This is a genomic window from Brasilonema bromeliae SPC951, from assembly GCF_012912135.1.
Classification (GTDB): domain Bacteria; phylum Cyanobacteriota; class Cyanobacteriia; order Cyanobacteriales; family Nostocaceae; genus Brasilonema; species Brasilonema bromeliae.
Map to the genome: position 1 here is coordinate 1 of NZ_QMEB01000206.1, position 12,542 is coordinate 12,542.

Consider the following 12,542-nt stretch of genomic DNA (forward strand, 5'->3'; position numbering starts at 1 on the left):
TGAGGCTAGGGGACTCTCTCTATTCTATGTCCTAACCTTCTTGGCAACTGCTATATATCTTGGCGAGCTTTATTGGAAGCAAAACAAGGTTCTTGGTCTTTAGGCAACAGAGGGATTGGTGATAGTAACTGTCGTCCCTTGTAAATAACACCTTTAAGCCAGCGTAAACCAATTTTGAGATAGCTCAAACCACGATTCCAATGAGGATCAACATGTTGACGTAGACCAGCGACTTGTACAGCCATGCCCTCCGTTGTGCTGTAAAGAAAAGCTAAGGCTGCAATTACAACTGGGAGATTCATGCCATCAAAACGTTCTTGGTGGAGTATGACTCCAGTTAGATATAGCAATGCTATTTGAGTTGTAAGATTGGGTGTTATGGTCGTCCTTTATCCTTTGTTTCTAGTCCTGTGTAGCGACAAATTACAAATGATAAAGGACAAAAAGGACGAAGCCGACGCAATTAGTAGGTAGGTCAAAGTCAACCCAACTATGTAAAGGTTTATTAACTGGGAAAAAAGCTTAATTTAAGTTAACCTCAAACTATTTATAAAACTAAACATAGTTAACTTTTCTAACGCCTACCAAGTTTCTGACAAATTCTAAAAAATTAGAAATTTTAGATATCTTGTTTCCTTTTTTAAACTGAAACCTTTAGTATGACTTCTAGAAAACGCTCTAATTCTAACAAGCATCAACAACCGAAAAAGACAACCTCTAGTGTAGCTAAGAAAACAGCGACACCTGAAGAGATATTTTATAGCGTTGCCCATGCAATTCCTGGACGAATTCGTTTTCGTATTCCTCGGCTAGTTAAAGATTCTGAGTATGCTAATAAACTCAAGCAGGTGATAGAATCTGACTCTAGGATTACGAGTGTCCGTGTTAACCCGACAGCTGCATCTATTGTCGTCAGTTATCAACTAGGCGTTATTTCAGATAAGCAAATGCGATCGCATCTGGTCAATCTTATTCAAACCGCCCCAAATATAGTTTTGCCACCACGAGTAACAACAAAATCTATTATGAGAGCTATCTTTGATGCTCTCATCAACCTAATTGACAGTACACGTAATATCAACCAAGCGCGTAACGCTATTGTGTATCGGCGGTTTAGGACAGACATTTGGGAACGGCTACTCTCTGGCGCGAAAACCATCATCAAGAGACTAAAATCTGCTACCATGTTTGTCTTGCCAAACAAGCGATGGCGATTGCCTTCTCCGGACGGAGACGCTACGGGAACAGCACTGCGTTCCGCGTAATCGCAAAGCATAACGAATCAAGGGTAAGCCGTGCGTAGCGCGGCTTCTCATAGAGTCGCTGGCGTTGTGTCGTTTCTGCCAACACAGTTATCATTGACATCGTTTCCGGTTAATGTTCCACCTGTCAAATTTAGATACAGTTTGACTTTAATCAGCTAAGTAGAAAAATGGGCACTCATTTCCATAACCTCCTCAATCAAAATCCTTTAGTTCGGGCAATACACACTGCTGTCAAAGGAAGAGCGAGATACAAGGTAAATGGGCTTTCTCGTTCGGAAAGTCTCAAAAGATACCTTGAATTGAGATTATCAAAAGAGGAAGGCATTGGACAAGTTCGTGCCAATCATGATACAGGAAATGTTCTTGTTCTTTTCCATTCAGATTTCAGTCCAAATGCTATAGCCTCGCTTCTTGAAAGAATTGTCTTGGATTACAGAAAACAAGGCACAAAATTACCTGTAAGGACAGCTTACATCAGCACAGCGCCAGAAGAAGCAAAAAATTTATCTATAAACACAAGAAAATTAAATCAGCTGACAGCCAGCGTTCAGAAACAAGAAAGCACCCAAACACACGTGAAAAAACAATTAGAGCAAGCGGGGAGTCAACTGATTCTAGTATCAGGAACTGCTGTTTCTACTCTTGTTCTATGCACAGGGCTGCTGCACAAATATGGTCTTGATGAACGTATTTTACTAGCAATTCAGAAGCTGCATACGCCACTTCTTGATCGCATTATGCTTGGTATTACTTCTTTTGGCGACCCAGTCTTTTTGGTGTTGATTTGTTTAGCATTGCAAACGGGACTGCTTTATCATAACCGTCGCACTCAAGCAATTACCTTGAGCATAGCTGCAATTGGTGCTGTAAGCTTAAATTGTTTCCTAAAACTGCTGTTTGGTAGAGCACGTCCAGACCTATGGAACTGGATTATTGATGTGGGTCAACACAGCTTTCCTAGTGGTCATGCAATGGTGTCAATAGTGATTTATGGCTTTCTAGGCTATATTTTGGCAAAGGAATTTCCTCAATGGCGAGGACGAATTTTTGCCTTGACTGTTGTCTTAATTGTTGCAATAGGTTTTAGTCGGCTTTATCTCGGTGTACACTGGCCTACTGATGTGGTAGCTGGCTATGCTGTAGGTTTAGTATGGTTAATTGCCTGTATTAAGAGGATGGAACTGAGGGAAAAATATTACTCATCAGCTAAATATTTATACACAATTTTAGGACTGACACATTCACACAAACCTGACAAAGTACAGACTATATACGCATAGTAGTGATTTCTTCGCTGATAGCGCAATTATGCGAGGTAATTTCCACTTGACGAGTGTTTTCATCCCCATAAGTCAAGCGTACACTAAGATAACTATCTGGTTTATAAGGCAAACGTTCCGCCCACTCAATCGCGACAATTCCTAATGTCACCTCAACGCCTTCCCAGTAAGTTTCTAAGTTTAAGGCGGCGACTTCATTTGATTCCAGACGATATAAATCCAGATGGTAAAGGGGAAGGCGTCCTTGTGTGTACTCATTAATCAGAGTGAAAGTTGGGCTAACAATTGGATCAGTGATGCCCAAACCTTCCGCCATCCCTTGTACTAAAGTCGTTTTGCCAGCACCTAAATCACCTTCTAGTAAAATGACATTACCAGCATTTAGTGATTGACCAAGAGTTATTCCAAGCTTTCGCGTCGCGGTTGTATCTGCCAGAAAAATTCTCATTATCACTCACCCCCCTTCACTTCATTCAAAATTATGAATATGCCCTACACGCAATTCGCAGCTTCTCCCTGGGAGGTACGAAATTCAAAATTATTTTTTGTTCGCGCAGCCTGTCCGTAGGACATACTTTGAATGAGTGAATTTTGAATTGGTTTGTCTTGTTATTTTCTGCTATATAAATCCTAGACAAGTCTAGACATTTACTTCTTACTTCACAGGGAGCATGGGAGCGGTTATCCCTCAGTAAGCTTATTCGCAGAGCGAACGCTCTTGCAACACGCTTTAGCCAAACGCGATAGATTGATTGCTGCGTTCAAATCCCTGTCCATCGAATGTCCACAACTTTTGCAGTTGTAAGTTCTTTCTTTTAGCGGCATATCTTGAATATGTCCACAATTGGAGCAGGTTTTACTTGATGGAAACCAACGATCAGCAATGATTATTTCACAACCAAACTTTTTAGCCTTATATTCCAACTGCCGTTTCAACTCATGAAATCCGCAATCAGCAATCACTTGTGCCAATTTGTGGTTAGATAGCATCCCAGAAACGTTCAAATCTTCTACTACTATTTTTGCGTGGTTCTTGCATAAGAAAGTAGTGATTTGGTGAAGAGTATCTTTCCTGAGATTGGCTACCCTAGCATGATGCCTTGCAAGCTGGATCTTGGCTTTGTTTCTATTACTAGAACCTTTCGTCTTTATTGCAAACTTTCGTGATAGTCTGCGAAGCTTTTCTAGATGGGTTTTGTAGTGTTTTGGGTTAGGAAACACTACACCAGTAGACAGTGTAGCCAATTCTTTGACACCTAAATCAAGTCCCACAACATCGTACTGCGAAGTCGTCGGTTCATGTTCCTGTTCATAAGCGAAAGCAATAAACCAACTGTCAGCAGTTCGCGATATTGTGATTGATTTACATGTGGTATGTGGCAATCCTTCATAGGTTTTAACCCAACCGATAGTGGGAAGTTTTATTGACTTACCACCCACTGGTATTGGTTGACCGCCAGCATCAATAGTAAAAGAATCGTGACGACCCTTCTTTTTGAAATTAGGATAGCCACCAATGCCCGTAAAAAATCTGGAGAAAGCGTCACCTAAATTATCGAAAGCGTATTGGGTGATTTTTTGACAAATGCCTTTTTCTTTAATCCATTCAAACTCAGGTTTTACGTGGTTGTTAAAGAACTTTTTCAAAATATACTTGTTAGGCTTTAATCCATCTTTAAACAAGCTATTCCAAGTAGCAAGCCCCCAGTTGTAAGTAAATCTAGCTATTCCAGCATGTTTACTCATTATTATTTCTTGAGTTTTACTTAGTTTTAATTTTGTCTTGATGGATAAAAGCATTGTTCGACCTCTAATGCAGTGTTAGTGTTAGTATATCAACAACTACAGCATATTGCCATGACTTTCCGGAAAAACAATAAGTTAGGCTTTACCAGTGATCGCCCGTTCGATAAAGACCCTGTATGTTTTAAGGTGTTGCCAGGAGTTAAGGAAAAGCTAAAAGCTGTTCCTGACTGGCAAGAACGGCTTAGAGGGTTTGTCGATGAACTAATTAAAGGTGTAGAAAATTGTCAATAGAGGTATAGGCTTGTCTACGTTATTGGCGGCTTAGGACAAACTCAACCTCTTCACTTTTTATAATGCCCTCCACTATACCAGCGCCACAACACTCGTGCTAGTCGTTGGGAATTGTGACGCACACAACCTGTTTCATCTTCATGCATCACGTTAGCTATCACAATTCGTCGTCCCAACTGGGCTATGGCTTCTCGATCTAGGAAAACAGGATGGGACTGTTGTTGGGCATAGCGGATTAGTGCGCGTTCACTAGGAGATTTTTTGTGTACCAGTACAGCGTTGAATAGTGGTCTACCGCAAGCAGCATCAATCGCCCTGATATGGTCAGCAACAGTGTATCCCTGAGTTTCCCCAGGCTGTGTCATGATGTTACATATGTAGATACGGGGTGCGTCCGAGGCGGCGATCGCATCAGCAATTTCTGGTACCAACAAATTGGGAATAACGCTGGTGTAAAGACTACCAGGACCCATAATAATGTAATTAGCTTCTTTGATTGCTTTGATAGCCGCTGGCAAACCAGGGGGATTTGCTGGAATGCAGCCAATCTTGACAATAGTACCACCTGCTTCGGTTATTTTAGATTCCCCTTCTATACGGCGACCATCGGCTAACTCAGCCCAGAGGCGCACATCGCTGAGGGTTGCTGGCAAAACTTGTCCCCGAATGGCTAAAACTTTAGAACTGGCGGCGACACCTCTTTCTAAATCGCCAGTAATGTCACTCATCGCTGTCAAGAACAAATTGCCAAAACTGTGACCAGTCAAACCATCCCCAGCTTTAAAGCGGTACTGAAACAGTTCTGTCAATAATTTTTCTTCGTCAGCTAGTGCTGCTAAACAATTACGAATATCTCCTGGTGGTAACACGCCAAATTCCTGGCGTAACCGCCCTGAAGAACCGCCGTCATCGGCGACAGTAACAATGGCGGTAATATTGGCGCTGTAAGCTTTCAAACCTCTAAGTAATGTAGAAAGTCCGGTACCACCACCAATGACTACAATTTTCGGTCCCCGGTACAATCGGCGATGTGCCAGCAAGACATCAATAAGTTCCTCATCGCCTTCTGATCTGAGTACCTGAGTAATTGAACTTACTGTCCGAGTTTGTCCCCACAGAAGCAGCAACAAGCCGCCCAGTATCACCAAAGGACCGCTGATGTAGTACGGTACAATATCGGTGATCACTCCCAGAATGCGCCTCAAAAACTTAATTGCCCAAAAAATTGGCGTTAGCCTAATCCAGATAGCAAATCCCAGACTTGCTAAAATCATACCTCCAACACTAATGAGCAACCATCGTTTCACTGATAGCCCAGGGGACAACCACTTGAACCATTGGTTCACTCGATGGGAAGTGCGACTGCGTGACTGCTTTTGCAGGGCTTTGAGGGCAAGTCTTAGAAAACCAATTGACATACCTGATCCACAGCAGTACTACTAACAATGATTAACAGAAAATGTACACCACCTGGTTGAAATCCAAGTGTGGAATTGTTACACTTTTCAATCCGATTGGACTAAAAATGCATAGTCTAAATTGCCAGTATACCGAGTCAATACGCTTTGTGATCAAAAAACAACAAATCAATGGAACAGCGAATTTTAGGAATAGATCCGGGACTAGCAATTTTAGGATTTGGGGCGGTTATATGCCAAAAAAATCAAGACAGGGTGCAACATGATTCAGTCAACCTAATAGACTTTGGTGTTATCAATACGCCAGCTCATACGGAGATCGGACAACGGCTATGTACGTTGTACGAGGATTTGCACACCCTGATCAAAGAATTTCAACCTGAACTGGTAGCAATAGAGAAGTTCTTCTTCTATCGTATGGCAAATACTATCCCCATTGCTCAAGCGCGGGGAGTCATCATGTTGGTGTTGGCACAGCATGAATTACCAACAGTGGAATTTACTCCTGCCCAAATCAAACAGGCGTTAACGGGATATGGTAACGCTGAGAAACAGGAAGTTCAGCAAGCTGTGGCGCGGGAGTTGAATTTAGACTACATTCCCCATCCAGATGATGCAGCAGATGCATTGGCTGTCGCCCTGACGGCGTGGTTTCAGATTTAGTTGTCCCTTAATAAAAAATGAGGCAAGTCTATTTAAGAACAGCAGACTCAAAGAGAAAATGTTTCATTTTGTCTTTTATCTTTGCTTCTGCAACGCCCAGATCTTGAAGTCAAGAAACTGAGGCTTTAAAACAATGCCTGGTTAGTGCTTGTGCAGTAGATTTGATGAAGCAGTTGTATGAAGGTTAATTTTTTAACCAGATTCCCCGGCAAAATAACCGTGATTCACATTATTTCGCCAATATTTTCGACGATTATTAAGATTTTTCAAATTGCTGACCTTGAGAAGAAGACTCAAACTTATACCCGACGCCACGTACAGTTTGAATTAACGCTGGTTGGCTGGCATCAATCTCAATCTTCTTGCGAATTTGACCGATATGGACATCTACGACCCTTTGGTCGCCGACGTACTCGTAGTCCCAAACCTCCTGAATCAGTTCAGCACGCCGCCAAACTCGACCAGGATGGCTAGCTAAAAAATGCAACAGGTCAAATTCCAAAGCAGTTAAAGGTACTGGTTGGCTATTAAGTGTGACCTCCCGCCGTACGGGGTCAATCATTAGCTTTTCAAAGACTAGCCTCTTCTGTTCTGCCGTAGTAACAACACGCTGACGCCTTAAAATTGCTGCTACTCTCACTTCTAGTTCCCCTAGACCAAAGGGCTTGGTGAGATAATCATCCGCACCTTTAGAAAAGCCGCGAATCTTGTCGGCTTCGTCTGCACGACTTGTTAGCATCAATACAAAAACTCCATTACGGCTTTGCATCTCTTGGCAGAGGTTAAATCCGATGACGTCTGGTAAATTTACATCTAGAATTACCAAGTCTGGATTAAATTGCTCAAACAGCGCCAGGGCAGTTTTACCATCTTCGGCAGATTCTACCTGATAGCTTTGCTTAATCAAAAAGCGTTGGATTAAGTTCCGAACCGCAGGGTCGTCATCAACAACAAGAATCTTGGCAGGAGCCATGACCATCACTTTACACAAAAATTTATAGGATTAACAAGCGAATTCCGTCAAAAAATGGTTTTCGCATTGGAGACAATATGTATCTACAAGGCTAAGGTATGATTTCCCTGATTATTCAAATACTAGTTTAATCAGGATTATCAACAATTAGGGCGTAAATATTTTGGCAATGCTACCCTTTGCTCCAGTATTCGGCTTTTTTGTTCATTTTGGATCCACAAGGCAAGTCCTCTAACCTTAGCCACGACAACTGGTTCAACTTGGACACAAGTTTATCCCAGGTGTGGAATAATTTAAAACCCTTTAATTTTAAATCGAGATGCGACTTCATGGCACGAGGAAGCAAAAGACAATTATTTACAACTCACCTCGAAGTGCCGTAAATTGTTGAATCTGAAACACAAGAGATTTTTTCATCGTAAAATTGCCTTCTAGGTATTTTTTGCTTAAATTCTAGAGTAAAGCCCTAGTTAATGAACGACATGAGGGGATACACGGAGCTATGGCTATATGTTAAAGTGACTATAGTTAAAATTAGTAAACTAGTGTCGCTGACCTGTGCTAATATCCGGGTAAAGGATACGAATTGACCAAAACATTGGTTTAGACCAAGATAAAAATATAGTATTTTTTGTTTAGCAAGACATTGCCGCTGACTGAGGCTAAAGTAATAAACTCCCATGAGCGACGAACAGAATCCCTACGAAAAACTTGGGCTATCAGAAAATGCTAGCTTTGATGAAATTCAAGATGTTCGCAATCGTCTATTGGAGCAACACAGTGGCGATGGTAAACGTCTGGAAGCTATAGAAGCTGCGTATGATGCGATTTTGATGGAGCGCTTAAAGATGCGCCAGGAAGGCAAAATTAAAGTGCCTGAACGCATCCGATTTCCAGAGCGTCTAATGCCATCGCTTGCAAAAGAAAGTCAAACTCCTCGCCAGCAGTCACCAGCTTGGCTGCAACGAATCCTAGATAAGCCAACATTAACAGAGACTTTGCTGCCTGGAGCTTGGTATGTAGGATTGAGTGCCATTAGCGTTTTTTACCAACCCGGAAGCGACCAAGTATTGCAATTGACATTAGTAGTTGGGGTGTGTGTCAGTATTTACTTTCTCAATCGTAAGGAAAAAAAGTTTGGTAGAGCGGCTTTATTAACGCTAATTGGTCTGACTACAGGCTTAATTGCAGGAGGGCTAGTCGCCAAATGGCTTATCCCTCAAGTACAAATGATAAATGTGACTCGAAACCAGTTTTCTAGTGTGGTCACATTCGTATTACTATGGCTTATCAGTAGCTTTTTAAAGTAGATGGGTTTTTGGATAGTAGGTAATAAAGAATAGCTGCCTTCATCCAATTCCAACTCAGCTTTTCTGTTGTAGGGTTCTTTCTAGAACTAGATCTACAGCAGAACTTAAATCCCTAGCGATTAAGTTTGGCTGGTATTGTTCTAGTTGAGCGCGATCGCGGATGCCACACTCCACAGCTATAACCTTAATGTTGTGTTTTGTGGCAGAAATGATGTCAGCTTCTGTATCCCCCACCATCCAGGTATCCGTGGCAGGGGGGAGTTCTTGTATTGCCCGCGCCATCAACAAAGGTTTATCATCAGTGTCACGGGTTTTGACATAGTCGTTACTCAGGCAGTAACAACGATTTTCTGGGAAAAATGTCCCTAAATCGTGTTTCTTAAAAGCATAATCTAATTCCCGAATTCGACGCATAGTCATAACGACTAGATCAACACCAGCCTGTTGAACTTTTAACAGTGCTTCTACAGCACCAGGAGCTAGGGTGTCATACTCAAAGTAAGATTCGGTATGCACAGTTTGTCGGCGCAATTGAGAAAACTCTTGTGCCTGCGCTTCATCTAGACCAGAAATAATACCAATTTTTTTTTCGGGAACGCGCGATCGCTTCAACTGCCAAAATTCTGCTTTTGCAAGTTGTTGTACCTGTTGGTTTGGGCATTGAATCTTCTCCAAGCAGAATTGGTAAACACGATAGTAGCGCTCAGAAACATCAATGATGGGACCATCAAAATCTGTAATAAGTCTTAACATCTTTAATTAAAATGTAATTTTTACTTACAGAATATCCCAAATCATGGTGTTTTGTGCGTTTGAAAAATTGATCAATCAATTTTAGATTTCTAATATGTCATCCAACCGAGAAAAATAAGCCAGCCTGCACTAATTGAGCGCCAGAGGCGCGTGAAGCAGCTTATGCCTACGGCACGTTGCGCGTATCTCCTCAGGAGACGCTATGCCTACGGCACGGCTGCGCCTATCGCTAACGCGCCCCAGGCGTGCGCTTCGCGCATACACCCAAGCCGCGTGCCCTGTGGACAGTTGGCTCATTTTTTTGAACGTTTCAGCCCAGACTCCCACGTTTGATTTGCTCATTTTCAATTGCTGCAAATAAAGTGCGAAAGTTACCTTCACCAAAACCTTGAGCTTGGTACCGACGCTCAATAAACTCAAAGAAAAAGGTCGGCTGTCCAAAGATAGGCTGGGTGAAAATTTGCAATAGTAAAGGCGTTCGGTTGTTCTTCGAGCCAAAAAAAGTCTCTTGTTTCCAATCCACCAAAATTTCCTGTCCTGCAATAGTATCCAGTTCGTCTATAGATAGGGGAAGCCCTTTTCGCTGCCGAACTTGTGAGTAGTAATCTTGAGGAACTGGGAGTAACGATAGACCACTCGCGCGGAACTGGGCTATTGCATGAACAATATTGCGTGTTCGTAAAGCAATATGTTGAATTCCTGATCCTTGGTTCACGTTCAAAAATTCTTGAATTTGAGAATTGGCTGAACCTGGCTCATTAATTGGCAATTGTACATCACCGCTACGCGAAACCATGACTTGGCTATGCAAGGCAGAGCGAGATGTTTTAATGTTAAACGTCTGCTGTCCCTGAAAATTAAGGATATTTTCGTACCAAGCCACTGCATGCTCTAAATCACCTGCGTTTACATTTAGCACGATATGGTCTATGCCAGCAAACCAAGAAGATGAAGAAGGAAAGAGGGAAGGATATTTTTCCACACTCCCAGACTCTGTGATTCTCTGACTCTCTCGTGTTTCCTCATTTCCCCCCCCTGTTGTTTCTATCAAAGTATGTGTCAGGGAACCCCAAGCAGCTATTTTGCTCCACTTAATGCATTCCTGACCATATTGATTTTGCTGGATGGGTTGCAGGATTTTGGCCCCGTGGACTTGCGCAAGGGAAATAATCTCTTCTAAATTTTCAACACAAAAAGCAACATCTGCCACACCAGGCGGGTGGTAGCGCAAAAACTCGGCTACTGGACTGGTGGGTAATAGCGGGGAAGACAACAAAAAGCAGATGGGACCACTTTTGACCACTTGCGTGCAGGTGTGAAAGGTGTCATCCTCTCTAGCCTTCCAAGGAATGTTGTCTGCCTTTTCTAGAAAAGTTGGAAGAACAGCAGAATCAGCGACTACTTGAAAACCTAAATGGCGTACAAACCAATCGCGCCATATTTTGGCATCTTCCACATAGAAGTGAACGTGATCAATTTTCATGCTCTTTGAAAATCCAGCACAACTGTTTATCTGTTTGTAAATTTTGCCTCTTTTACTGGATTTTCAGGTCATTCCTAAGCAAGAATCTGGATTGTTCAACACAAGTAAGGAATGAGGATTCACTGATTTTATAGATAAAACACTTGTGGAGGACATTTGAGAAATTCGTGGCAATACTCACCCAAGAGAAAACCGCTGTATAAAAATGATGTGTTTCAAACCGAGTTGCGTATCTCCATTTGAAACCTTGATAACTGTTTACCCTAGTGGGAACGGCCACGCCTGACCCAAGAGCGCCAGTCGCCAGGGCGTGGGAGACCCCTATGCCTACGGCACGGCTGGGGCTTTCACGGGTATGCCTGGGGTACGCCTGACCCAAGAGCGCCCTTACGGGTTCGGCACTTCCTTCAAGTCGGGGAACCCGCCCAACGGAGTGCCTCACCAGTTGCCTGCCTTCGGGTTACCCTCCCGCACTTGGGGTTGTCGTTACCGTCATTCGCGCGCTTACTCACTGTTCACTGTTCACTGATTTAACAGCGTTTTGTTCAACTTGATGTTGTGGAGATTTTTCCTGTATATTTTGTAAATTTTCTTTTAACTGGGTTTGTAGCCAGTGTTCAAATAGTTCGTTAAGCAGTCGCTGTCGCATTTCTTCATCTAACTGAGATGGCAGTAGCTTTTCCAGACGTACAACCACAATCCAATCTCCTAAAGAAGTTGGTGGTAAAAGCTGACCAGGCTGAACTGATGCCAGCATATTTGCCAAAACTGGATGGGGAACTCCCAATTCCACTGGACCTATTAAGCCACCTGTTTGAGCCTCAGGACCTTGAGAATACTCGCGAGCCAGTTCGCTAAAAGACTGCTCTCCTTCCTGAATTCGGAAGTAAAGCTCTTGAGCAATACAAATATCTTTGACTCGAATCAGAGAATAGACAACCCTATCTAACTTTGCCTTGCGCTGAAGAAAGTAGGACTGTAACTTATCTCCCCAAGTGCTTCGCTTGAAGTTTTCCAGTTTGATGTTACGTGTGGCTAGATAGTCAAGTTGTTCACGGTTTAGACCACGAACTTGTAACCATGCTTGCAGGTCATCTTCAGAATTCAACTGATGCTGTTGGTAGAATTGCTTATACGCCTGAGTATTTTCTTCTGGTGTTAGAGTATCGTTGGCGATCGCGCTGTCGATAATAATTTCTCGCATCAACTGCGGCAGTATTCCGTACTGCTTCAGTAGGGGAATGAGTTCGTTGTTGTTAATGGCGCGATCGCCGACTTGTAAAACTGGAATCATAACCTCCTACATGTTATAGTTCTTACATTATGGTCAATAGAGTCAATTAACTCTTCAGATTTTATC

General features: G+C 42.6%; 13 protein-coding genes. 5 read left to right on the top strand and 8 right to left on the bottom strand.

The window, feature by feature from the left end:
- Positions 1 to 50: 50 nt before the first annotated feature.
- Entirely contained in the window at positions 51 to 350 is a 300-nt protein-coding gene (locus DP116_RS21720) for a hypothetical protein (RefSeq protein WP_246275739.1), read from the bottom strand.
- A 309-nt stretch (positions 351 to 659) separates the two neighbouring features.
- On the opposite strand from DP116_RS21720, the gene DP116_RS21725 reads away from it, so the two are divergent.
- Entirely contained in the window at positions 660 to 1,265 is a 606-nt protein-coding gene (locus DP116_RS21725) for an HMA2 domain-containing protein (RefSeq protein WP_169157149.1), read from the top strand.
- Between the two features lie 167 nt (positions 1,266 to 1,432).
- Positions 1,433 to 2,545 carry a phosphatase PAP2 family protein gene (locus DP116_RS21730; RefSeq protein ID WP_169157150.1) on the top strand — a complete coding sequence of 371 codons (1,113 nt, stop codon included), beginning with the start codon at positions 1,433 to 1,435 and terminating at the stop codon, positions 2,543 to 2,545.
- On the opposite strand, the gene tsaE is transcribed toward DP116_RS21730, so the two are convergent.
- Positions 2,532 to 2,993 carry a tRNA (adenosine(37)-N6)-threonylcarbamoyltransferase complex ATPase subunit type 1 TsaE gene (tsaE, locus tag DP116_RS21735; RefSeq protein WP_169157151.1) on the bottom strand — a complete coding sequence of 154 codons (462 nt, stop codon included), beginning with the start codon at positions 2,991 to 2,993 and terminating at the stop codon, positions 2,532 to 2,534. The two genes, DP116_RS21730 and tsaE, sit on opposite strands and share 14 nt — an antisense overlap.
- Before the next feature lie 233 nt (positions 2,994 to 3,226).
- Entirely contained in the window at positions 3,227 to 4,345 is a 1,119-nt protein-coding gene (locus tag DP116_RS21740; RefSeq protein WP_169157152.1) for an RNA-guided endonuclease InsQ/TnpB family protein, read from the bottom strand.
- 24 nt (positions 4,346 to 4,369) lie between these two features.
- On the opposite strand from DP116_RS21740, the gene DP116_RS21745 reads away from it, so the two are divergent.
- Positions 4,370 to 4,582 carry a hypothetical protein gene (locus DP116_RS21745; protein ID WP_343038357.1) on the top strand — a complete coding sequence of 71 codons (213 nt, stop codon included), beginning with the start codon at positions 4,370 to 4,372 and terminating at the stop codon, positions 4,580 to 4,582.
- A 50-nt stretch (positions 4,583 to 4,632) separates the two neighbouring features.
- Here the strand turns inward: DP116_RS21745 and DP116_RS21750 are convergent, their stop codons facing one another.
- A complete protein-coding gene (locus DP116_RS21750; RefSeq protein ID WP_169157153.1) occupies positions 4,633 to 6,000 on the bottom strand; it encodes a gluconeogenesis factor YvcK family protein in 1,368 nt (455 codons plus the stop codon).
- Positions 6,001 to 6,171: 171 nt separating this feature from the next.
- Between DP116_RS21750 and ruvC the strand changes: the two genes are divergently transcribed.
- Entirely contained in the window at positions 6,172 to 6,663 is a 492-nt protein-coding gene (gene ruvC / locus DP116_RS21755) for a crossover junction endodeoxyribonuclease RuvC (protein WP_169157154.1), read from the top strand.
- Between the two features lie 256 nt (positions 6,664 to 6,919).
- Here ruvC and DP116_RS21760 read toward each other — a convergent pair whose 3' ends face one another.
- Positions 6,920 to 7,636, bottom strand: a complete 717-nt coding sequence (locus tag DP116_RS21760) for a response regulator transcription factor (RefSeq protein ID WP_169157155.1) — start codon at positions 7,634 to 7,636, stop codon at positions 6,920 to 6,922.
- Between the two features lie 680 nt (positions 7,637 to 8,316).
- Here DP116_RS21760 and DP116_RS21765 point away from each other — a divergent pair.
- The gene (locus DP116_RS21765) at positions 8,317 to 8,946 is read left to right on the top strand and encodes a CPP1-like family protein (RefSeq protein ID WP_169157156.1); all 630 of its coding nucleotides are present in this window, start codon (positions 8,317 to 8,319) and stop codon (positions 8,944 to 8,946) included.
- Positions 8,947 to 9,000: 54 nt separating this feature from the next.
- On the opposite strand, the gene DP116_RS21770 is transcribed toward DP116_RS21765, so the two are convergent.
- The 3 genes from DP116_RS21770 to DP116_RS21780 form a co-directional block, all read right to left on the bottom strand.
- The gene (locus DP116_RS21770; RefSeq protein ID WP_169157157.1) at positions 9,001 to 9,699 is read right to left on the bottom strand and encodes an HAD family hydrolase; all 699 of its coding nucleotides are present in this window, start codon (positions 9,697 to 9,699) and stop codon (positions 9,001 to 9,003) included.
- 310 nt (positions 9,700 to 10,009) lie between these two features.
- On the bottom strand, positions 10,010 to 11,182 hold the full coding sequence (hppD, locus tag DP116_RS21775; protein WP_169157158.1) for a 4-hydroxyphenylpyruvate dioxygenase: 1,173 nt from the start codon (positions 11,180 to 11,182) through the stop codon (positions 10,010 to 10,012).
- Between the two features lie 508 nt (positions 11,183 to 11,690).
- Positions 11,691 to 12,476 (bottom strand): peptidylprolyl isomerase, encoded by a 786-nt coding sequence (locus DP116_RS21780; RefSeq protein ID WP_169157159.1) that lies wholly within the window; start codon positions 12,474 to 12,476, stop codon positions 11,691 to 11,693.
- Between the last annotated feature and the right edge of the window lie 66 nt (positions 12,477 to 12,542).